21 protein-coding genes and 2 pseudogenes are annotated in these 20207 nt (G+C 74.0%); 12 read left to right on the top strand and 11 right to left on the bottom strand.

The genetic code is table 11. From position 1 onward, the window contains the following. Nucleotides 1-171: 171 nt before the first annotated feature. Nucleotides 172-558 (top strand): WhiB family transcriptional regulator, encoded by a 387-nt coding sequence (locus KSNIM_RS15760; protein WP_411543722.1) that lies wholly within the window; start codon nt 172-174, stop codon nt 556-558. Between the two features lie 55 nt (nt 559-613). Here KSNIM_RS15760 and glpX read toward each other — a convergent pair whose 3' ends face one another. Then, the gene (glpX, locus tag KSNIM_RS15755) at nt 614-1654 is read right to left on the bottom strand and encodes a class II fructose-bisphosphatase (RefSeq protein WP_263103839.1); all 1041 of its coding nucleotides are present in this window, start codon (nt 1652-1654) and stop codon (nt 614-616) included. A 216-nt stretch (nt 1655-1870) separates the two neighbouring features. On the opposite strand from glpX, the gene KSNIM_RS15750 reads away from it, so the two are divergent. Continuing rightward, nucleotides 1871-2392, top strand: coding sequence for a DUF4245 domain-containing protein (locus KSNIM_RS15750; protein ID WP_263103838.1), 522 nt, complete (start codon nt 1871-1873; stop codon nt 2390-2392). Nucleotides 2393-2505: 113 nt separating this feature from the next. On the opposite strand, the gene KSNIM_RS15745 is transcribed toward KSNIM_RS15750, so the two are convergent. Together KSNIM_RS15745 and KSNIM_RS15740 are read right to left on the bottom strand one after the other, a co-directional pair. Beyond that, complete coding sequence (locus tag KSNIM_RS15745; protein WP_263103837.1) at nt 2506-3099, bottom strand: malonic semialdehyde reductase; 594 nt, start codon at nt 3097-3099, stop codon at nt 2506-2508. Nucleotides 3100-3269: 170 nt separating this feature from the next. Beyond that, entirely contained in the window at nt 3270-3545 is a 276-nt protein-coding gene (locus tag KSNIM_RS15740) for an exodeoxyribonuclease VII small subunit (RefSeq protein WP_263103836.1), read from the bottom strand. Nucleotides 3546-3616: 71 nt separating this feature from the next. Between KSNIM_RS15740 and KSNIM_RS15735 the strand changes: the two genes are divergently transcribed. Continuing rightward, the gene (locus tag KSNIM_RS15735) at nt 3617-4150 is read left to right on the top strand and encodes a GNAT family N-acetyltransferase (protein WP_263103835.1); all 534 of its coding nucleotides are present in this window, start codon (nt 3617-3619) and stop codon (nt 4148-4150) included. Here the strand turns inward: KSNIM_RS15735 and KSNIM_RS15730 are convergent. Then, the gene (locus KSNIM_RS15730; RefSeq protein WP_263103834.1) at nt 4137-4799 is read right to left on the bottom strand and encodes an RNA polymerase sigma factor; all 663 of its coding nucleotides are present in this window, start codon (nt 4797-4799) and stop codon (nt 4137-4139) included. The genes KSNIM_RS15735 and KSNIM_RS15730 overlap by 14 nt on opposite strands. A gap of 186 nt (nt 4800-4985) precedes the next feature. Here KSNIM_RS15730 and KSNIM_RS15725 point away from each other — a divergent pair, with 186 nt between their 5' ends. After that, on the top strand, nt 4986-5465 hold the full coding sequence (locus KSNIM_RS15725; RefSeq protein WP_263103833.1) for a helix-turn-helix domain-containing protein: 480 nt from the start codon (nt 4986-4988) through the stop codon (nt 5463-5465). Between the two features lie 8 nt (nt 5466-5473). After that, nucleotides 5474-5956 carry a hypothetical protein gene (locus KSNIM_RS15720; protein WP_263103832.1) on the top strand — a complete coding sequence of 161 codons (483 nt, stop codon included), beginning with the start codon at nt 5474-5476 and terminating at the stop codon, nt 5954-5956. Nucleotides 5957-6010: 54 nt separating this feature from the next. Here the strand turns inward: KSNIM_RS15720 and xseA are convergent, their stop codons facing one another. Further along, a complete protein-coding gene (gene xseA / locus KSNIM_RS15715; protein ID WP_263103831.1) occupies nt 6011-7222 on the bottom strand; it encodes an exodeoxyribonuclease VII large subunit in 1212 nt (403 codons plus the stop codon). Between the two features lie 95 nt (nt 7223-7317). Between xseA and KSNIM_RS15710 the strand changes: the two genes are divergently transcribed. Next, on the top strand, nt 7318-8292 hold the full coding sequence (locus tag KSNIM_RS15710) for a 4-hydroxy-3-methylbut-2-enyl diphosphate reductase (protein WP_263103830.1): 975 nt from the start codon (nt 7318-7320) through the stop codon (nt 8290-8292). A gap of 208 nt (nt 8293-8500) precedes the next feature. Continuing rightward, entirely contained in the window at nt 8501-9247 is a 747-nt protein-coding gene (gene ppgK, locus KSNIM_RS15705; RefSeq protein ID WP_263103829.1) for a polyphosphate--glucose phosphotransferase, read from the top strand. A gap of 39 nt (nt 9248-9286) precedes the next feature. Here the strand turns inward: ppgK and KSNIM_RS15700 are convergent, their stop codons facing one another. Further along, the gene (locus KSNIM_RS15700) at nt 9287-9850 is read right to left on the bottom strand and encodes a DUF6542 domain-containing protein (RefSeq protein WP_263103828.1); all 564 of its coding nucleotides are present in this window, start codon (nt 9848-9850) and stop codon (nt 9287-9289) included. A gap of 149 nt (nt 9851-9999) precedes the next feature. On the opposite strand from KSNIM_RS15700, the gene KSNIM_RS15695 reads away from it, so the two are divergent. Beyond that, nucleotides 10000-10413: a glyoxalase gene (locus KSNIM_RS15695; protein WP_263103827.1), complete on the top strand. Its 414-nt coding sequence runs from the start codon at nt 10000-10002 to the stop codon at nt 10411-10413. Between the two features lie 73 nt (nt 10414-10486). Further along, complete coding sequence (ychF, locus tag KSNIM_RS15690) at nt 10487-11560, top strand: redox-regulated ATPase YchF (protein WP_263103826.1); 1074 nt, start codon at nt 10487-10489, stop codon at nt 11558-11560. Between the two features lie 72 nt (nt 11561-11632). Here ychF and KSNIM_RS15685 read toward each other — a convergent pair. After that, nucleotides 11633-12213, bottom strand: a pseudogene (locus KSNIM_RS15685) (Uma2 family endonuclease). Nucleotides 12214-12438: 225 nt separating this feature from the next. Between KSNIM_RS15685 and KSNIM_RS15680 the strand changes: the two are divergent. Then, a complete protein-coding gene (locus KSNIM_RS15680; RefSeq protein ID WP_263103825.1) occupies nt 12439-13668 on the top strand; it encodes a serine hydrolase domain-containing protein in 1230 nt (409 codons plus the stop codon). A gap of 21 nt (nt 13669-13689) precedes the next feature. On the opposite strand, the gene KSNIM_RS15675 is transcribed toward KSNIM_RS15680, so the two are convergent. The 4 genes and pseudogenes from KSNIM_RS15675 to KSNIM_RS15660 all read right to left on the bottom strand — a co-directional run bounded on the left by KSNIM_RS15675 (nt 13690) and on the right by KSNIM_RS15660 (nt 18039). Further along, nucleotides 13690-15060: an FAD-binding oxidoreductase gene (locus KSNIM_RS15675; protein ID WP_263103824.1), complete on the bottom strand. Its 1371-nt coding sequence runs from the start codon at nt 15058-15060 to the stop codon at nt 13690-13692. Between the two features lie 364 nt (nt 15061-15424). Continuing rightward, the gene (locus tag KSNIM_RS15670; protein WP_263103823.1) at nt 15425-16081 is read right to left on the bottom strand and encodes an HAD-IA family hydrolase; all 657 of its coding nucleotides are present in this window, start codon (nt 16079-16081) and stop codon (nt 15425-15427) included. Between the two features lie 89 nt (nt 16082-16170). Continuing rightward, nucleotides 16171-17318, bottom strand: a pseudogene (locus tag KSNIM_RS15665) (dihydrofolate reductase family protein). A 136-nt stretch (nt 17319-17454) separates the two neighbouring features. After that, a complete protein-coding gene (locus KSNIM_RS15660; RefSeq protein WP_263103822.1) occupies nt 17455-18039 on the bottom strand; it encodes a pyridoxamine 5'-phosphate oxidase family protein in 585 nt (194 codons plus the stop codon). A gap of 135 nt (nt 18040-18174) precedes the next feature. Here KSNIM_RS15660 and KSNIM_RS15655 point away from each other — a divergent pair, with 135 nt between their 5' ends. Together KSNIM_RS15655 and KSNIM_RS39105 are read left to right on the top strand one after the other, a co-directional pair. Further along, entirely contained in the window at nt 18175-18987 is an 813-nt protein-coding gene (locus KSNIM_RS15655; RefSeq protein WP_263103821.1) for a class I SAM-dependent methyltransferase, read from the top strand. Between the two features lie 176 nt (nt 18988-19163). After that, nucleotides 19164-19778, top strand: coding sequence for a (deoxy)nucleoside triphosphate pyrophosphohydrolase (locus KSNIM_RS39105; RefSeq protein ID WP_317634026.1), 615 nt, complete (start codon nt 19164-19166; stop codon nt 19776-19778). Nucleotides 19779-20207: the final 429 nt, after the last annotated feature.

The raw sequence follows: 20207 nt of genomic DNA, 5'->3' as shown, positions 1-20207 counted from the left end.
AGCCGGTTGCGTGCGGTGTGCATGAATCGGAGGGCGAGGGGGTAGTTCCCCACGCACATCGGTTCCTGTTACGGCTGTGATCCCGTACGGCGGCGGCGCCGCGGCGGGTGGGCACGGGGCAGTCGGGCAGGGACGAGCTTCCCCGAGTCCCGTACCGCGTCAGGAGTAGCCGTGCTGCATCCCATCGAGTCCAGCGCCACCGGCTCCGCCGCCGTCCGCCGCAGTCCGGTGGCGGTGGCGGCCCCTGCGGACCCGCTGGAGGACAGCCCGTGGCACACCGGGGCGGCCTGCCGCCGCGACGAGGCCGGGCTGTTCTTCGCGCCGTCCAAGGAGCCGACGGCGGCCAGGCTCTCGCGCGAGGAGCAGGCCAAGCAGGTCTGCGCCCGGTGCCCCGTGCTGCTGGAGTGCCGCGAGCACGCGCTGGCGATGCCGGAGCCGTACGGGGTGTGGGGCGGGCTGACCGCGGCCGAGCGGCGGGTGGTGCTGGCCCGGCGGCGGCGCCGGGAGGCGGAGCTGCGCGAGGCACGGCGGGTGTCGACGGGCCGGATAGCCGGCTGACGTGCGGCGGCCCCGGGCACGAGGTGCCCGGGGCCGCCGTTCCCGACGGACCGCGTCAGTTGGCGCGGTCGAAGTCGATGGCGCTGTAAGCCCGCAGCTTGGACAGCCGGTGGGTGGAGTCGATGCGCCGGATCGTGCCGCTCTTGGAACGCATCACCAGCGAGCTGGTGGTGGCGGTCTCCTGGCGGTAGTGGACGCCGCGCAGCAGCTCGCCGTCGGTGATGCCGGTGGCGACGAAGAAGACGTTCTCGCCGGAGACCAGGTCGTCGGTGCTGAGCACGCGGTCGAGGTCGTGGCCGGCGTCCAGCGCCTTCTGCCGCTCCGCCTCGTCCTTCGGCCACAGCCGGCCCTGGATGACGCCGCCCATGCACTTCATCGCGCAGGCCGCGATGATGCCCTCGGGGGTGCCGCCGACGCCCATCAGCAGGTCGACGCCGGTGCCCTCGCGGGCCGCCATGATCGCGCCGGCCACGTCGCCGTCGGAGATGAACTTGATCCGGGCGCCGGCCTCGCGGATCTCCTTGACCAGGCCCTCGTGGCGGGGGCGGTCCAGCACCACGACGGTGACGTCCTCGACGGCGATGCCCTTGGCCTTGGCGACCCGGCGGATGTTGACGGCCGGCGGGGCGGTGATGTCGACGAAGTCGGCGGCCTCCGGGCCGCAGACCAGCTTGTCCATGTAGAAGACGGCGCTGGGGTCGAACATGGTGCCGCGGTCGGCGACCGCGAGGACGGCCACCGCGTTGTGCATGCCCTTGGCGGTCAGCGTGGTGCCGTCGACCGGGTCCACGGCGACGTCGCACTCGGCGCCGGTGCCGTCGCCGACCCGCTCGCCGTTGTACAGCATCGGGGCCTCGTCCTTCTCGCCCTCGCCGATGACGACGACGCCGTTCATCGAGACGGTGGAGACGAGGGTGCGCATGGCCTTCACGGCGGCGCCGTCGGCGCCGTTCTTGTCGCCGCGGCCGACCCAACGGCCCGCCGCCAGCGCGGCGGCCTCGGTGACGCGTACGAGTTCCAGTGCGAGGTTGCGGTCCGGGGCCTCCGGAGCGACCTCCAACGAGCTGGGGAGGTGGTGCGGGTACTGCGTGGTCATCGTCGTTACCTCTCTGTACGCGACGGCCAGTGAGCGCCCGACTACTGCCAGGTCGGAACGCCGTGGTGAGGGTTGCTGCGATCGTATCCGCCGCCCGGACGGGTGTCTGTGGCGCACCCGGCGCGACCAGCCGGTATGCGGCGGTTCGTCCCGCTTCACCCCGTCGGGGGGTACCCGGTGGTCGGGGCCGCAAGGGGCATGGTCCACCATGGACGGGTGGCAGGCAGCAGCAGCAAGAGAGGCCGGCAGACGGTACGGGACATGATCCTGTCGATGCTGGCGGTCGGTGTCGTGGGTTTCTTCGGATACCTCTTCATCCCGCACGAGGGCGGCGACGGCGTGCACGTCGTCGACTACCGGTCGGCGCTGGCCTCGGCGAAGCGCGCCGCGCCCTACCCGGTGCTCGGCCCGCAGGGGCTCTCCGACCGGTGGCGGGCGACCTCGGTCGAGTACCGCAAGGACGGCAGGGGCAACGCCGTGTGGCACCTGGGCTTCGTGACCCCGTCCGGCCAGTACGCCGCGGTGGAGCAGTCCAACGGCACCCGCGACGACGTGATCGGCACCGTCGTGCCGGGCGGCAAGCCGGACGGCAGCGCGCCGGTCGCAGGCCAGGACTGGCAGCGCTTCCAGGGCACCAAGTACCGCGGTCTCGCCACCCCGGTCGGCACCGCCACCACGGTCGTCACCGGCTCCGCCTCCTACGACGAGCTGGCCCAGCTGGCCGCTGCGCTGAAGTAGGCGCACGGTCCCGGCGCGCGCCCCGCGCCGCCTGAACGGACGCACGGCGAAGGCCCCCGCGGTGAACCGCGGGGGCCTTCGCCGTGCCCGGGCGTGAACGGCCCGGAGCGGGATCAGACGGTGGTGACGACCTCGTCGTACTCCAGGCGCGGGGAGCGCGGGAACCAGGCGTCCTCGCCGGGCTTGCCGATGTTGACCACGGCCAGCACGGAGTGCTCGCCGTCGGCGAAGAACTCCTTGTTCAGGCCTGCGGCGTCGTAGCCGGTCATCGGGCCGGCGGCCAGGCCGGCGGCGCGCACGCCGATGATGAAGTAGGCGGCCTGCAGGGCGCCGTTCAGCGTGGCGGAGGCCTCGCGGACGGGGCGCTCGGAGAAGAACATGTCCTTCGCCTGCGGGAAGTGCGGCAGCTGGGTCGGCAGCTCCTCGTGGAACTCGTTGTCCTGCGCGAGGATGGCGACCAGCGGCGCGGTGGCGGTCTTGGCGCGGTTGCCCTCGGCCATGTGCTGCAGCAGGCGCTCGCGGCCCTCGTCGGTGCGGACGAGCACGATGCGCAGCGGCTGCTGGTTGAAGGCGGTGGGGCCGAACTTGACCAGGTCGTAGATGGCCCGGACCTGCTCGTCGCTGACCGGCTCGTCGGTGAAGGTGTTGGCGGTACGGGCCTCGCGGAAGAGCAGGTCCTGGGCGGCGGCGTCGAGTGCCAGAGTCATTGCGGAATCCACCTCAAACGGAAGACGGGAAAGCGGTCGAGTACGGCCGGGAGGACCGTTCACCGGGCTCCAACGTTAGGTGAAACTTAAACTATTCCGCAAGCAGACGTGACCCCGGTCACAGTCCCGCGGTGCGGTCGCGGTCACGTGCCGGCCCGGCAGCCGCCCGGTCACTCGCCGGCGGACTCCTCGGCGGCCAGCGCCGCGTCCAGTCGCGCCCGGGCGCCGTCCAGCCAGCGCTGGCAGACCTTGGCCAACTGCTCGCCGCGCTCCCACAGCGCCAGCGACTCCTCCAGCGAGGTGCCGCCGGTCTCCAGCTGCCGCACGACCTCCAGCAGCGCGTCCCTGGCCTGCTCGTACCCGAGCGCCTCGTCGCCGCCGGCCCCGCCCCGGACCGCCTGACCCGCGCCCGCCGTCTCCGGGCCGCCCTGCTGCTGATCTGCCATGCCGCCAGCGTAGGGGCTGCGGACGACAAACCCGGTGCGCCCGGGGCCGGCCCCGGCTAGCCTCCCCGGCCATGACGACGAACCAGCGGTGTGCGGTGCGCCCGGCCGGCGCGGCGGACGCCCCCGAACTCGTCCGGCTGCGGGCGCTGATGTTCGCGGCGATGGCCGCCGCACCCGGCGACGGGCCGGAGGAACCCGGCGGCGAGGGGCCCGACGGGCCGTGGCGCGCGACCGCCGAGCGGATGCTGCGCGAGCGCCTCGCCGTGCCCGGGGAGCTGCGCACCCTGCAGGCCTACGTGGTGGACGACCCGGACCGCCCCGGCCGGCTCGCGGCCTGTGCGATCGGCACCCTGGAGGAGCGGCTGCCCGCCCCCGGCCACCCGGACGGACGGTTCGGCTTCGTCTTCACCGTCAGCACCGACCCCGGCCGGCGCCGCCGCGGCCATGCCCGGGCCTGCATCGAGGCGCTGATCGGCTGGTTCGACGGGCGCCGGGTGACCCGGATCGACCTGCACGCCACCGCCGACGGCGAGGACCTCTACCGTGGCCTCGGCTTCGGCGAGCACGCCCGGCCGCTCTCCCGGCAGCGGCTCATCGCGGACTGACCGGCCGCCGGACGGAGGGGCTGCGGCGCTCGGCCCCGGTGCAGCGCTCGACGGGGGTGCAGCGTTCGACGGGGGTGCAGCGTTCGGCGGAGGCCGGCGCGAGGGTGCGGCGCAGGGTGCTGCGGGCCCGCCAGGTGAGGGTCTTCACCGCGCCCACCCGGATGCCGATCGCGTCCGCCACCTCCCGCGAACTGAGGTCGTCCCAGTATCGCAGCGTGAGTGCCGTCCGCTGGTGCTCGGTCAATGTCGCGAGCGCGGCGAAAACGCGCTCGGCCTCGACGAGCGAGACCACCAGGTCCTCGACGCAGATTCCCGCATCGGAATCCGCGACCGCCGCCACCGTCGACTCGCTGCGGGTGGCCCGCCGTTTGTCGTGGTCGAACATGATGTTCCGGGCGATGGTGAAAATCCACGCCCCCATGTCCTTGCCCGTCCAGTGGAACCCGTCAATGCAGGCCATTGCGCGGACGAACGTGTCCTGGGTCAGGTCCTCGGCGAGTGCGCGATTCCCGGTGCGGCGCGTGAGGAAGGCCAGGACGGGCCCCCGATAGCGGCGGTACAACTCCGCCCAGGCGTCCCGGTCGCCGGCCTTGGCGGCCTCGATCAGGTGCGGTGTTCCACGCGGCGTTCCACGCAGCGTCCCATCCATACCGGACCTCCCGGAGAGCAGGTGCCGCAACGATACGAGCGGGCATGCATGCGTGCAAGCGATTCCGAAATTCCGTCAGTTCGCCTCACTGCTACCCGGATTTGGCGGGACCTGACTGGCCGTCATTGGCTTGCACACATGCAAGTCGATGCATCTGGGACATGACACGCGCTAGCCTTGCCCGCCATGCAGCCGACTGAGGACACCGCCTCGGAGACCACCCCCGCCCAACGTTTCGGCGCCGTCGTGCACGAGGCCGCCCGGCGTGCGGGCTACGACCTCACCCCCGGCGCCGGCGGACGGCTCGCCCTCGCCCGGGACACCGGCATGAGCGCCTCCGCGGTCGGGCGCATGCTGCGCGGAGAGACCCTTCCCCGCCCCTCCCAATTCCAGAGAATCGCGCAGGTCGTCCACCTCGACCTGCACGAGTTGCTCGTCCGCGGCGGAGTGATTTCCCGGGAATCCGCAAACGATCTTCCCCGGGGAGTACGCTCACCCATCACCCCTGAGGAAGCGCTGGATGCCTGGGGTGTCACCCACCCCATGATCCGGAAATTCCTTCTCGCCTCCATCGACCAGGCGATCGGCCTGCAGCAGGAAAGCGAGCGCGGTTCTTTTCCGCCGGACGAGAACCGCGGGGGAGGGGCAGTGCACATGCAGAGGTGAGGCCAGGAATGCCGAGATTCTCTCCGGTGGCGGCCGACGCACTCAGAGCAGTGGGTGCGGTCGGCGGAACAGCACTGATCGTCGCCGGCACCTACGACACCCGTTGGATTCCGTTCCTCGGCTGCCTGGCCGTGGCGGCGCTGTCCACCACCGAGTACGCCCTCGCCAGGACGAGGCGCTGGATGCGCGAGACCGAGGCCAGGACGGCCCGCCAGGCCGAACTCGTCGCCGCCCGGGCGGCCGCCCTGCCGCCCGCCGCGCCGCCCGAGATACCGCCGCCCCCGCCCCCGGCGCCGCCGCTCGCCGACGGCCGACAGCTCGGCGCCGACGCCCTGCTGCGCCTGCTGGAGGCCGTGCACCGCGAACTGCGGCACGCCCACGAGGCCGCCGACCGGGCCCAGGCCGAGCTCGCCGACCTCAGCCGCGAGTGGAACACCCTCGTGCAGGAGAGCATGGGCCGCCCCCCGCACGCCCGCACACCGGTCGAATGAACCCGGGCCGATGAGCCCGATCGGGTGGGCCCGGTCGAACGCGGCGGCCCGCGCTCACTCCGGCGCGACCGTCACCCCGAAGCCGCCCTCCGCCACCCGCGCGTGCAACTCCTCGCCGGCGGCCACCTGCGCCGGGTCCGTCACCACCGCCCCGTCCGCCCGCTGCAGCACCGCGTACCCGCGCTGCAGGGTAGCCAGCGGCGACAGCGCCACCACCCGGGCCAGTGCGTGCCCGAGATCCGTCTGCGCGTGGTCCAGCCGATGCCCCAGCACCCGCCGGGACCGGTCCACCAGCGCCGTCACCTCCGCCGACCGGTCCTCCACCAGCCGGTGCGGCGCGGCCAGCACCGGACGGCTGCGCACCCCCTCCAGCCCGTGCAGCTCCCGCTCGACCCGGCCCACGACGCACCGCCGGGCGCGGTCCCGCAGCTGGCGCACCCGGGCGAGCTCCTCGCCCACCTCCGGCACCACCCGCTTCGCCGCGTCGGTCGGCGTCGACGCCCGGAAGTCGGCCACGTAGTCCAGCAGCGGCTGGTCCGGCTCGTGGCCGATCGCACTGACCACCGGCGTGCGGGCCGCCGCCACGGTGCGCACCAGGTCCTCCGAGGAGAACGGCAGCAGGTCCTCCACGCTGCCGCCGCCGCGGGCCACCACGATGACGTCCACCTCCGGGTGCTCGTCCAGCTCCCGTACCGCCGCCGCCACCTGCGCCGCCGCGCTGGGGCCCTGCACCAGCACGTTGCGCACCTCGAACCGGACGGCCGGCCAGCGCCGCCGGGCGTTCTCCAGCACGTCCCGCTCCGCCGCCGAGCCGCGGCCGGTCACCAGCCCGACGCAGTGCGGCAGGAACGGCAGCGGCCGCTTGCGCTCCGCGTCGAACAGCCCCTCCGCGCCCAGCTTGCGCTTCAGCTGCTCCAGCCGCGCCAGCAGCTCGCCCAGGCCCACCAGCCGGATCTCCGAGGCCCGCAGCGAGAGCGTCCCGCGGGCGGTGTACCACTCCGGCTTGGCGTGGACGATGATCCGCGACCCCTCCTGGACGGCCTCCGCCACCTGTTCGAAGACCGAACGGAAGCAGGTCACGGTGAGCGACACGTCCCGCTCGGGGTCGCGCAGCGTCAGGAACACCATCCCGGCGCCCGGGCGCCGGTTCAGCTGCGCGATCTGCCCCTCCACCCAGACCTCGCCCAGCCGGTCGATCCAACCGCCGATCATCGCCGACACCCTGCCGACCGGGACGGGCGCCTCGGGGGAGCTGCTGTTCGCCATGCCCACGAGGCTAGCGCCGCCCGCCGACGGTGCGGCCGCCCCGCCGGGGCCCCGGCCCGTCGGGCGGCGCGGCGGGTCGCCCGTACGATGGAGCCATGTCCACCACTGCACAGCGCCGCGTCCTGCTCGCCGCCCCCCGGGGCTACTGCGCGGGTGTCGACCGCGCCGTCATCGCCGTGGAGAAGGCCCTGGAGCAGTACGGGGCGCCGATCTACGTCCGCAAGCAGATCGTCCACAACAAGTACGTCGTGCAGACCCTCGAGAAGAAGGGCGCGATCTTCGTCGACGAGACGGAGGAGGTGCCCGAGGGCTCGATCGTGGTCTTCTCCGCGCACGGCGTCGCCCCGTCCGTGCACGACGAGGCGAAGGCCGGCAAGCTCGCCACCATCGACGCCACCTGCCCGCTGGTCACCAAGGTGCACAAGGAGGCCGTGCGCTTCGCCGAGGAGGACTACGACATCCTGCTCGTCGGCCACGAGGGCCACGAGGAGGTCATCGGCACCATGGGCGAGGCCCCGGACCGCATCCACCTGGTGGACGGTGCCGAGGACGTCGCAGGCGTGCAGGTCCGCGACGAGTCCAAGGTGGTCTGGCTCTCCCAGACCACCCTCTCGGTGGACGAGACCATGGCCACCGTCGGCGAGCTGCAGAAGCGCTTCCCGCTGCTGGTCAGCCCGCCCAGCGACGACATCTGCTACGCGACGCAGAACCGCCAGGTCGCGGTGAAGAAGCTCGCGCCCGAGACCGACCTGCTGATCGTGGTCGGCTCCAAGAACTCCTCCAACTCCGTCCGCCTGGTCGAGGTCGGCCTGGAGTACGGCGCCAAGGCCGCCCACCTGGTCGACTTCGCCGACGAGATCGACGAGGCCTGGCTGGAGGGCGTCACCACCGTCGGCCTCACCAGCGGCGCCTCCGTGCCCGAGATCCTCGTCGACGGCGTCCTGGAGTTCCTCGCCGAGCGCGGCTACGCCGACGTCGAGACCGTGAAGACCGCCGAGGAGCACCTGCAGTTCTCGCTGCCCAAGGAGCTCCGCCGCGACCTGCGCGCCGAGGCCGCCGGCAAGCTCTGAGCCGCCCGCCGGGGCCGCCCGCCGGCCCCGACCCGCCGCACCGGGCCCGGGCCCCGCACACCGCGGGCGCCCGGGCTTCGTGCTGCCCGCCACCGGGTACCAGAGCGGACGGCACGGCGGGCGGGGGCGGCCCCGCACCCGTAGGTTGGTGCGCAGCCCGTGGTCTGTGCACAGGCTGTGGACAACGCTTCGAGGGAGGAACGGCGGCATGGCGACGGTATTCGGCGTGGACATCGGCGGCTCGGGGATCAAGGGCGCTCCGGTCGACCTGGCGGACGGCCGCCTCGCCGAGGAGCGCTTCAAGGTGCTCACCCCGCAGCCGTCCTCGCCGAACGCCGTGGTCGAAGCGGTCGTCGAGGTCGTCCGGCACTTCGGCCACCAGGGGCCGGTCGGCCTCACCTTCCCCGGGGTGGTGGTCCGCGGCCGCACCCGCACCGCCGCCAACGTCGACAAGGACTGGATCGGCATGGACGCCGAGGGGCTCTTCCGCGAGGCCCTCGACCTGCCCGCCACCGTGATCAACGACGCGGACGCGGCCGGCATCGCCGAGGTCACGCACGGCGCCGGGCACGGCCGCGGCGGCACCGTCCTGATGCTCACCTTCGGCACCGGCATCGGCAGCGCGCTCTTCGTCGACGGGGCCCTGGTGCCCAACACCGAGCTCGGCCACCTGGAGCTGCGCGGCAAGGACGCCGAGCGGCGCGCCTCCTCGGCCACCAGGGAGCGCCACGGGCTGTCCTGGGCCGAGTGGGCGGTGCGCGTCGACGAGTACCTCGACCTGGTCGAGATGCTCTTCTCGCCGCAACTGGTGATCGTCGGCGGCGGGGTCAGCCGCAAGCACGAGAAGTTCCTGCCGCTGCTGCGCAAACGCGAGGCCGAGGTGCTCCCGGCCGAGCTGCGCAACAACGCCGGCATCGTCGGCGCCGCCATGGCCGCGGCCGCCCACGCGGGCTAGGAACAGGCGGCTGCCCCTGGTGGTGCACCCGTGCGGTGCCTACCTGGCGCGGCGGATCCGGCGCTTGGCCACGAACCGGGCCGCCACGATCACGGCCGCCAGGCCCGTCCCGGCGAACAGCCAGGCCGCCCGGACCGCGAGCCCGCTCGCCAGCGCGACCACCCGGCCGGTCACCCCGGAGGTGCCGACCGGCTGCAGCAGGGCCAGCGCCAGCGCGAACGCGATCGGCCCGGCGATCGGCGCCGCCGGCAGGTCCGGGTACCGCACCCGTACGGCCAGCTGGAAGCAGACCACCACGTAGCCCAGGCCGAACAGCACGCCGAGGCCGCCGAACAGCATCCGGTCCACCCCGGCGACCAGCAGTGTCCCGGCGACCGCGGCCACGCCGGCGCCGACCGCCGTCAGCCGGGCCGGACGCCCCGTCCGCTCCCGGTCGCGGCCCGCCCACGGCAGGCGCGCACGGCGGACCGGCATGCCGCCGGAGGCCGAGCGCAACCGGGAGTCGACGGGCGCGGCGGGGCTCGGAACGGCGGCCCGGTCGGCGCCGGACGGCGGCCGCCGCCGGGGCCCGGGGGGCTGGGTACGGATGCTCTGCTGCTCCACCCACCCAACGTACGGTCCGATCATCGCCACAGTGTGTAATGCCGGAATTCCCGACCGGGCGTGTCCGGGGGAGGGGTGGCGTCGTCCACGACCGAAGCGGTCCGCCGTCCGGCCCGGCAAGGGTCGGACGGAGACGAACCGGAGCAGGTGTGACCGGGCGCGATCACCGGTGGAGGGGTGCGACGACGGGCTTCGCCTTCGGGCGGGTGCACCACGTGCAGCTCGACATCCCGGCCGGCGCGGAGCCGGCCTGCCGGGCGTTCTGGGCGGGGGTGCTCGGGATGACCGAACTGGCCAAGCCGCCGGTGCCGGCCGCGCGCGGCGGCTGCTGGTTCCGCGGCGGGGGAGTGGAGGTGCACCTCGGCGTCCTCCCCGATTTCGCGCCCTCCCCCAAGGCCCACCCCGGCATCCTGGTGCACAACCTGGACGCGCTGGCCGCCCGGCTCGAGGAGCACGGCCACCCCGTCCGGTGGGACGGCTCCGGCCCTCGGCGCCGCCGCTTCCACAGCGCCGATGCGCTCGGCAACCGGCTGGAGTTCCCGGAGCCCGACCGGACGGGCTGAGCGGGCCCCGTAGACTGGGGGATCGGCCGCCTCCGGCCGCTCCACGCCCTCCAAGCCCACGGGACATCGCTTCATGTCGCTCACGATCGGAATCGTCGGCCTGCCGAACGTCGGCAAGTCGACCCTGTTCAACGCCCTGACCAAGAACGACGTGCTGGCGGCCAACTACCCGTTCGCCACCATCGAGCCCAACGTGGGCGTCGTCGGCGTCCCGGACACGCGGCTGGCGAAGCTCGCCGAGATCTTCGGCTCGCAGCGCATCCTCCCCGCCACCGTCGACTTCGTCGACATCGCCGGCATCGTCCGCGGCGCCAGCGAGGGCGAGGGCCTGGGCAACAAGTTCCTCGCCAACATCCGCGAGTCGGACGCGATCTGCCAGGTCGTCCGCGCCTTCACCGACCCCGACGTGGTGCACGTCGACGGCAAGGTCTCGCCCAAGGACGACATCGAGACCATCCACACCGAGCTGATCCTCGCGGACCTGCAGACCGTCGAGAAGGCCCTGCCGCGCCTGCAGAAGGAGGCGCGCCTCAAGAAGGACACCGCGTCGGTGCTGGCCGCCGCCGAGGCCGCCAAGGCGATCCTGGAGACCGGCAAGACCCTCTTCGAGGCGGGCTTCGACACCCACCCGATCCGCGAGCTGCACCTGCTCACCGCCAAGCCGTTCCTCTACGTCTTCAACGTGGACGAGGACGAGCTCGCCGACGAGGACTTCAAGGACGCCCAGCGCGCGCTGGTCGCCCCCGCCGAGGCGATCTTCCTCAACGCCAAGATCGAGTCCGAGCTGATCGAGCTCGACGACGAGGAGGCGCTGGAGCTGCTCCAGTCCATGGGCCAGGACGAGCCCGGCCTCGCCACCCTCGCCCGGGTCGGCTTCGAGACCCTCGGCCTGCAGACCTACCTGACCGCCGGCCCCAAGGAGACCCGGGCCTGGACGATCAAGAAGGGCGCCACCGCCCCCGAGGCCGCCGGTGTCATCCACACCGACTTCCAGAAGGGCTTCATCAAGGCGGAGGTCATCTCCTTCGGCGACCTGGTCGAGACCGGCTCCATCGCCGAGGCCCGCAGCAAGGGCAAGGCCCGCATCGAGGGCAAGGAGTACGTCATGCAGGACGGCGACGTGGTGGAGTTCCGCTTCAACGTCTGACGCGCCGCGGGCGCTGCGCAGCACGAGGGCCGGGTTCGGTGGACCCGGCCCTTCGCCGTCTCGGCGGCCGGCTCAGCGGGAGTGGCCCGGCACGAGGCCGGCCAGGTCGAGGCCGATCCCGAACGGCGGGGAGAGCCGGAGTGCATGACGGAAGATGCCGGCCGGCGCGTACGACCTTGTCGGGGTGTCGAGCTCCTAGACGTGGACCGCCGGGACGCCGTTCTCCTCCTCGACGCACCAGTAGTGCCGGATGCCGGCCTCGGCGTACTTCCGGAGCTTGACCGTTCGGTCGCGATGGGCGGACTCCGGCGAGACGACCTCGACGACGAGAAGCACATCCTCCGGGGAGTACCAGGTGCGGTCCGGGTCGTACGGGGCCGAGGTCACCAGCAGGTCGGGCTCCGGACGGTTGCGGGCGTCCAGGCGGATGGTCATCTCCCGTTCCACCTCGACGCCGTCCGGGGCCTGGGCCATGAGCGCCAGTGTGAGGCCGGTGACGATGCGGCCGCGCCATGATCGCTGCGGGGAGATCATGAAGACGAGCGCTCCGTCGATCAGCTCGGTGTGCGGGGCGCCTCGGGGAGGCGGTCCAGGTCCTCCGCGAACCAGCCTTCCGCGCGTGGCGGGCGCATCCAGTCGGGCAGTGCGGTCATGGTTTCGCGGTAGCGGGCCGCGGCCCGCGCCGACGTGCGGATCTCCCGGGAGCCGGAGCCCGGTCGGCCCTGAGGCGGAGGCGGCCGGGCTCGGGGTTGTCCCCGGTGCGGGATCGGGGGCGGGTGGGGGTTCGTCCCCGATGGATCGGCGGCCCGGGTTCGCCAGACTCCTGTGCGGGGCCGGGCGGACCGGCCCGTGATGACGAAACATCAGGAGATGTCGCCGTGGCTGCTGTTGCCCGCCGTACCCGTTGGACCGCCGTTGCCGCTGCCGGAGCGGTCCTCGCCGCGCTGGCGGTGGGCACGGCGGCCGGGCCAGCCTCGGCCGCGCCGGGGCCCGCCGCCTTGGTGCGGGTGCAGGACACCGCCCCGGTACCGCCGCTGGACCGGGCGGCCGTCCGCCGGGTGCTCGCCGGGCTGCCGACGGCCGACGTGTCCGGGGCGCTGGTGCACGTCTCCGGCCGGGCCGGCCGGCTGGACGCGGTGGGCGGCGTCGGCGACCCGGCCACCGGCCGGGCCCCGGACGCCGACGGGCGGTTCCGGATCGGCTCGATCTCCAAGGTGTTCACCGCGACCGTGGTGCTCCAACTCGCCGCCGAGCACCGCCTCGACCTCGACACCCCCGTCCAGCACTACCTGCCCGACCTGCTGCCGGCCTCCTTCCCGCCGATCGCGGTCGGCCGGCTGCTGAACCACACCAGCGGACTCCCGAACGGCGGTGACGGCCCGTGGGGAGACGGCACGGCGGCGTGGTTCGTCGACCACCGCTTCGAGTCCTGGTCGCCGGAGCGCATCGTGGCCACGATGGACGGCCAGGAGATGGCGTTCCCGCCCGGTACCGCGCAGCAGTACAACGGCATGAACACCTTCGTGGCCGGGCTGCTGGTCGAGAAGGTCACCGGGCACGGCTACGCCCACGAGGTGCAGCAGCGGATCATCCGCCCGCTCGGGCTGCACGACACCTCGGTGCCGGCCGCGGACGACCCGGCGCTCCGCCACCCGGCCGCCCGCCCCCGGCTGACGGTGCCCGGCCCGGACGGCACCCCGCGGCAGGTGGACGTGACCGAGCAGAGCCCCTGGCCGTGGGCGGAGGGCGGGTTGATCTCCAGCGCCGGCGACCTGGACCGCTTCATCACCGCACTGTTCCGGGGCCGCCTCCTGCCGCCCGCCCAGCAGGAGGCCCTGTTCACCGTCCCCGACCTGCCGACCCACCACAGCAGCCACTGCGAGACCGGGCCGGACGCCGGGCGGGCCTGCATGAGCATGGGCCTGGAGCGGGCGAAGGTCGGCGGCGTGGAGATCTGGGGCAAGACCGGTTCCCGGCCGGGCTGGACGAACGGCGTCTTCGCCACCCGGGACCTCTCCCGGACGGTGGTCTACTCGCTCAACCCGACCGGCCTGGACGGCGCCGAGACCCCGGTCGTCATGCAGCTGGCCGGCGCCGTCTTCGGCTGACGTCCGCGGCCGTCACCGCCGCTACGGCTTGATGTTGTGGTTGACCCGGAACAGGTTGCCCGGGTCGTAGGCCCGCTTGACCTCGACCAGCCGGGCGTAGCTGGCGCCGTAGTTGTCGGCGGCCCGGTGCTGGTCGTCGTCGGCCATGAAGTTGACGTAGCCGCCGGCCTCGGAGTGCGGGGCGACGGCCGCGTAGTAGTCGCGCACCCAGGCGGTGTTGGCCTCGTTGTCGGCGGGGTCGGGCCACATGCCCGCGATCACGGTGGCGAAGGTGGCCTCGCGGTGGGCGAAGGCGGTGGCCTCCGGCGGCATCCGGTGACAGGCCCCGTTGATCGAGTAGATGTGCATGGTGGAGCTCATGCTCGGCACCTTGGGCCCGTGCTCCAGGTGGGCGGCGATCGCGTCGTCGGTGAGCTCGGTCGAGAAGACGCCCTTCCAGTAGTGCTGCAGGCCCGGCGGCACCAGTGCGTCGAAGGCGCTGTTGAGAGCCGGGTACGGCATCGGGCCGACCATCTCCGCGACTCGCGGGGCGACCTCGCGCAGCGGCCGGATCGCGGCCTCGGCCTCCTCCGCCGGGCCCGCCCAGCAGGCCACCACGATGGCGAAGGTGTCGCCGTGTCGGTCCTCCGGGATGAACGGGAGTGGCGGGGCGATCTGGAACCCGGGGAAGGCGCCGAGCTCCTCCGGGGCCTCCTCGATGTACTCGCGGTACCGCTTCAGGATGGCCTCGGTGTGTTCCAGTTCGAAGAGCATCGGACCGCCGAACACGTCCTTGACCGGGCTGAGCGCGAACTCGAAGGAGGTGACGACGCCGAAGTTGCCGCTGCCGCCGCGCAGCGCCCAGAAGAGGTCCGGCTCCTCCTTCTCGTTGACGACCCGCAGCCGGCCGTCGGCGGTGACCACGTCCGCGGACAGCAGGTTGTCGCACGTCAGCCCCAATTTGCGGGCGAGGTAGCCGAATCCGCCGCCGAGGGTGAGTCCGCCGACGCCGGTGGTGGAGACGATCCCGCCGGTGACGGCGAGCCCGAAGGGGTAGGTGGCGGCGTTGAGGTCGCCGAGCGTGGCGCCGCCGTCCACCCGGGCGGTGCGGCGGACGGGGTCGACCCTGACGCCGCGCATGCCGGTGAGGTCGGCGACCACGCCGCCGTCGCAGGTGCCGTACCCGGGGACGCTGTGCGAGCCGCCGCGCGTGGCCAGCGCCATCCCGTTGCTCCTGGCGAAGTCGACCGTCGCCATCACGTCGCCGGCGTTGGCACAGCGCACCACGGCCGACGGCCTTCGGTCGATCATCGCGTTGTAGACCCTGCGGGCCTCGTCGTAGTCCTCGTCGCCGGGCCTGACCACGCTCCCGTGGACTGCGCCCGCCAGTTCCTCGATCGTCTTGGTGCCCATGACAGAAGCTCCTGACCGTGCCGACTCCCTGGGCCGGCCCGGGCGCGGAGCGCGGGGCCGACGATCCCCGGTCGGCCTCCCTCCACCGTACGACTCGCGGGCGCACCCCACCCGGCGGGCGTCCGGGCGCGACCCGGCCCGGAGCAGGGGGCGGTCGACGGCCGCCGACCGTCAGGAGGTGTTGCCGTGCCGCCGGTCGCCGGGCCGGGCGCAACCGTGCCGGACCCCGCCGGCCCCGGGGAACTGGCCGCCGTCCGCGGCGTGGTGACGGGCCGGGAGGTGACGTAGCGGGACGCCGGGGCCGACCGGGGCGGCCGCGCCCGCCGAGGGCTCACCCCGGACGGCCGGGCCCGCTCACCGGGCCTCAGCCGACGGTGATCAGCAGCGAGCCGTCCGGCTGCGGCGCGACCGCGACCTGCTCCAGGTCCTCCGCGTGCACGGTGGCGGGGTGCGGCAGCGCCCGCCGGCCGATGCCGACCACCGGCATGCCCGCGGCGAGGGCGGCGGAGATGCCGGCCTCGGAGTCCTCGAAGGCGAGGCAGTCGGCGGGGGCGAAACCGAGGGCGGCGGCGCCCTTGAGGAAGCCCTCCGGGTCGGGCTTGCTGGCGCCGACCGAGCCGGCGGTGATCAGGGTCTCCGGCAGCGGGAGCCCGGCGGCGCCCATCCGGGCGCGGGCGAGCGGCTCGTCGGCGGAGGTGACGAGGGCGTGCGGCTGTCCGCTCAGGGCGGCCAGGAAGGCCTCGGCGCCGGGGACGGGGACGACGCCGTAGGTGTCGGCGGTCTCCTCGGCCAGCAGCTGCCGGTTCTCGGCAAGGTTGATCTCCACCGGGCGCTCGGGCAGCAGCAGGGCCATGGTCAGGTGGCCCTGGCGGCCGTGCACGACCTGCATGACGGCGTCACCGTCGAGGCCGTGCCGGGCCGCCCAGCGGCGCCAGCAGCGTTCGACCACCGCGTCCGAGTTGACCAGGGTGCCGTCCATGTCGAGCAGCAGGGCGCGGGTGGTGAGCGTCGTGGCAGGCATGCGGGGCGGCTCCTCGGGAACGGCGTGTTTGTCTCTCCAGGATACAAAAGCGCCGCCGAAGCGGGCCGGGCCCGACGCGCCGGGCCGGATCAGCCGCCCAGCAGGTGCGCGTTGACCTCGCGGGCCGGCCCGGCCAGTTCCGGCAGTTCCACGACCTCCACGCCGGCCGCCTCCAGCAGCGCGGTGCCCTGACAGGCCTGCACGAACAGGTCCGGCTCGCGCCAGGCGACCACCACCCGCGGCACCCCGGCCGCGATGATCAGCTGGGCGCAGGTGCGCGGCCGCGAGGCGCGCTGGCCGCACGGCTCCAGCGAGCTGTACACGGTGGCGGTGCGCAGCCGCGGGTCGCCGGCCGGCAGCTTGGCCAGCGCGGCCTCCTCGGCGTGGTTCTTGTCGTCGGCCTCGCGGCTGTAGCCCTCGGCGAGCACCTCGCCGTCGGCGCCGACGATCACCGCGCCGACCGAGAAGGCCGTCTCGGAGGGCGGGCAGCGGCGCGAGAGCTCCACGGCGCGCGCGAGCCAGTACAGGTCGGTGCCGGGGGCGGCGTCGCTGGTCACGGGGTGGACTCCTTCGGGGCGTAGCGGAGCAGGACGACGTCGCCCACCGTACGTGCCTCCAGCAGCCGCATCCGACGGGCGGGTCCGCCCGGGTAGTCGGCCGGGCCGAGGAAGCGGGGCGCGCCGGGCTGGCCGACCAGCAGCGGGGCGACGGCGAGCTGGAGTTCGTCGGCGAGGCCCTGGGCGAGGAACTGGGTGTGGATGCTGCCGCCGCCCTCCACCATCAGCCGCCGCACGCCGCGTCCGCCCAGGTCGTCGAGGAGGGCGCCGAGCCCGACCTCGTCGCCGAGCGCGACGACCTCGGCGAGCCCGTCCAGCGCGCTGCGCAGTGCGGGGGCGGCGGCGTCGGTCGTGTAGACGGCCTTGGCGCCGCCGGTGTGCCAGAAGTTGAGCGCGGGGGAGAGGCCGCCGCTCGCGGTGAGGGTGACCTTGAGCGGGTACTCCGGGCGGCCGGCGGCGACCCGGGCGGCCCGCCTCTCGGGCGAGTTGACGAGCAGCCGCGGGTTGTCGCGGCGCAGCGTGGTGCCTCCGACGAGCAGCGCGTCGCAGCCGGCCCGGACCTCGTCCACCCGGTCGAAGTCCGCCGGGCTGGAGAGCAGCAGCCGCTCCGGTGACGCGTCGTCGAGGTGGCCGTCGAGCGAGACGGCGGCGCTCAGCAGGACGTACGGGCGGCGGGACACGGGGTCTCCGATCTGTCGGCTACCGCTCCACCGTACGGTCACCGTCCGCACGGCCGGGTGACCGGCCACGTCACGGCATCCTGCGCACGGTTCGTCGAGCGGTGCCGGTCGCCGTCCGCCCGCTGCGCCGCGGGCCTCAGCCGGTCCGCGGCGGCAGCGGCAGCGGTAGTGCGGGCAGGCCGTCGATGCTGGTGCCGACGTACTCCTTGCCCTCGCAGTAGGTGGCGAACTCCTCGTCCGTCTTCCGGTCGAAGTACTGGGCGTGCAGCTCCCGGTCGCCCCGGTAGTCCATGAACGGCACGGCGAACCCGCAGGAGTCACTGACCCGTTCGGCGTGCACGAGCACCACGGCGCGCAGCGCGGAGCCGTCCGCCGCCGGGTCGAAGTGCCCGATCAGCTCGGCGAAGCGCGGGTCGTCGCGGAAGACCGCCTCGCCCCGGCCGTGCACCCGCACCACGGTCGGCGGCCCGTCGAAGGCGCACCACATCAGCGTGATCCGGCCGTTCTCCCGCACGTGGGCCAGGGTCTCCGCCGTGCTGCCGCCGAAGTCCAGGTAGGCCAGGGTGAGTTCGTCGAGGACGGCGAGCGTGCCGGCCCGCCCCTTGGGGGACAGGTTGACGTGCCCGTCGCCGGCCAGCGGCGCCGTGGCGGTGAAGAAGACCGGCTGGCTCTCGATGAAGGCGCGCAGTCGGCCGTCGATGCGTTCGTACGTCTTTCCCATGCTCCGATTGTCGCCGTGCGGCCCGTGTGGTGACCATGTCGACGCTCCATCATCTTGAATGATGGGACGATATTTCTCGTCAAGCGAGACGGGTCTACGCTCGGCAGCATCGTGAGGAGCCGAGAGGAGCCGAACATGACGGACCGTCGGGCCGCCTACACCCACGGCCACCAGGAGTCGGTGCTGCGCTCGCACCGCAGCCGCACCGCCGCGGACTCCGCCGCCTACCTGCTGCCGGAACTCCGCCCCGGGCAGCGGCTGCTGGACGTCGGCTGCGGACCGGGCACGATCACCGCCGACCTCGCCGAACGGCTCGGCCCCGACGGCCGGACGGTCGCCGTCGACACCTCCGCCGAGGTGCTCGCCCAGGCCGCCGCGCACGCCGCGGAACGCGGGCTGGCCACGGTGGCGTTCGAGGTCGCCGACGTGCACCGGCTGCCGTACGCCGACGGCGCGTTCGACGTGGTGCACGCCCACCAGGTGCTCCAGCACGTCGCCGACCCGGTGGCCGCGCTGCGCGAGATGCGGCGGGTCACCGCGCCGGGCGGCCTGGTCGCCGTCCGCGACGCCGACTACGCCGCGATGGCCTGGTACCCGGAGCTGCCGGAGCTGGCCGAGTGGTCCGCGCTCTACCGCCGGATCGCCCGGGCCAACGGCGGCGAGCCCGACGCCGGCCGCCGGCTGGCCGCCTGGGCCCGCGCCGCCGGCTTCACCGACCTCACCGCGACCTCCAGCAGCTGGACCTTCGCCGACCCCGAGCGGCGGCGGTGGTGGGGCGAGACCTGGGCCGAGCGCACCGAGAGGTCCGCCAGCGCCGCCACCGCCCTCGCCGAGGGTCTGGCCGACACCGGCGACCTGGCCCGGATCGCGGCCGGCTGGCGCCGCTGGGCCGCCGACCCCGACGGCTGGTTCGCCGTCCTGCACGGCGAACTGCTCGCCCGCCGCTGAGCGGCACCGCGCGCACCGACACGCGCTCCCGCACCCGCCTGCGTCCGTACCGTCGGTACCCGCACCGCCTTACCGGGAGTTAACCCCGACCGTACCGGCCGGTAGCAATCGCGGCCTACGGTCGGCGCACGGGTCCGGCCTGTCCCCCACCGGGCCGGGCCCGTTACGGTGACGCCATGGACGATCACCGGGTGATGCGCCAGGACGACAACGGCAACCGCTACCTCGTCGCCACCGGGCTCGGCCGGGCCGAGGCCGAGGCGCTCGCCGCCGAGTTCGAGGCCCGCGGCCACAAGCAGCTCTACTGGGTCGAGGCGGTCGAGCCCCGCACCCCGTCGCAGGAGCGCACCCCGCAGTCGAGCCCCCCGCGGCCACCCGCCCCGCAGCAGGAGCGGCCGGGGGTCCGGTACGTGGTCGGCGGTGCCCTGGTGCACCGCGGCCGGGTGCTCGCCGCCCGCCGCAACTCGCCCCCCGAGACCGCCGGCTACTGGGAGTTCCCCGGCGGCAAGGCCGAACCCGGCGAGACCCAGGAGCAGGCCCTGGAGCGCGAACTCGCCGAGGAGCTCGGCGTCCGCGCCCGCGCCCTGCGCCCGCTGCCCGGCAGCTGGCCCGTCCGGGCCGGCCTGGAGCTGCGGATCTGGGTCGCCGAACTGCTCTCCGGCGAGCCCCGCCCGCTCGCCGACCACTCCGAGCTGCGCTGGCTCGGCCCCGCCGAACTCGACGACGTCGAGTGGCTCGCCCACGACCGCGAGGTCCTCCCGCACGTCGCCGAACTGCTCGCCGCGGACTGAGCCGCCGTCGGCCGGACCCGCCGTCGGCCGGACCCGCCGTCGGCCGGACCCGCCGGGGGCCGCTCCGTCGAAGGCCGGCCGATCCGCGGCTGAGCCGCCCCCTGGCCGGGTACGGACCCTGCGGGGCCGTCCCGCCGTCCATTGCTCCACGCAGCCGAACCGCTGCCGCCGGATCGCGGCCGAATCGGAAAAGTCGACCCGCTTGCCGGGATATCGACCCTTTGCATGGGGTATGTCACAGTTCGGCAGAATTCATCGGGACCGGCGGGGCGCGGCGGCGCCCCGCCGACCCCTCCCGCACCCGGCCCCGGCCGCGGTGCCCAGCCCACGAGCCGGAGGCGCCGTCGGTGTCGACCACGGGAAACGGCGGGGGAGAGCGGCGGGCCCGTCGCCTCCCCCGGCGCGGATCGCAGCGCACGGCCTCCCCCG

Source organism: Kitasatospora sp. DSM 101779 (assembly GCF_025655475.1).
In the GTDB taxonomy this organism is placed as follows: domain Bacteria; phylum Actinomycetota; class Actinomycetes; order Streptomycetales; family Streptomycetaceae; genus Kitasatospora.
This window is presented reverse-complemented; position numbering and strand designations above follow the sequence as displayed.